Annotated in this window: 1 protein-coding gene; it reads right to left on the minus strand. The window is 60.2% G+C overall.

From position 1 onward, the window contains the following. On the minus strand, positions 1 to 897 hold an 897-nt coding region (locus GE027_RS22610; RefSeq protein WP_202617513.1), incomplete at its 3' end, for a hypothetical protein. Positions 898 to 918: the final 21 nt, after the last annotated feature.

Raw genomic sequence — 918 nt, forward strand, 5'->3', positions numbered from 1 at the left:
GAAGTTGTCAATGGTTTTGATAGTCCGTCCGGCCGCGTCGTAGAGCGTGCGAAGAACCTTGCCGGCAGGATCAACCTCGTCTTCCAGTTCTCCCGCATCGTTGTAGACGCTTTGCGAAACCAAGACCGTGTCACTGGAGGCGGGGACGGTCGCGGCGCGAGTGAAGGCGGCGCCGCCGTTAGTGCCATAGTCCACATTGGCGATAACGCGGCCCAGTGGATCGGGATAGCTCGCTGAAAACGTGACGCGCGCATTGGGAGTCGTCGACGGGTCACCGAGTGGTCCCGCTTGAGAGGCCGGAGCATTGTGGTATCGACTGCGACTGGTGACCTGAATCGCGCTGCCGGCATCATCGTAGACCGTTTCGCTTTGACTGAGGATTACGTCGCCGGTGACCGTGAAGACGTCGGCGTACGTCGAATCGGTTCCGTAACCAGAGTAGCTGGCTGTGACGCGTGCCAGGCTGTCGAAGGTCTGCTTGGTAAATGCCTGAGGGCCGGCTCCACCTTGGATCGTTTTTACAGGATTGCCGGCGGCGTCGAACCACCGGTCCGTTGTCAGAGCATTGCCGACGGTCCCAGTCGCAGTATCGACCGCGTACCGCAGCGTCTGGTAGACGCGTCCCAGGGCATCGAAGCGAGTCTCATCGCGAGACACCAAATTGCCGCTCGCCGTCGTGTCGCGGCGTTCGGTTTGGGCAATGCGATTTAGGTTGTCGTAAACCTGCGACTGGTAGTAATCGAGTTCGCCGTCGGTAGCCGTGCGGCGGTTACGCCAATCGTAAACGAAGTCCGTAACGCGACCGTTGATGGCATCGACCTGTTGCACCTGCCGGGTCAAGTTGCCATCGCCGCCGTCATTGCCGCCGTCGTACTGGTACGAAGTAACCAGCACCATGTTGTTTCCACTGGCGCCGCC

This window comes from Roseimaritima sediminicola, from assembly GCF_009618275.1.
GTDB lineage: Bacteria > Planctomycetota > Planctomycetia > Pirellulales > Pirellulaceae > Roseimaritima > Roseimaritima sediminicola.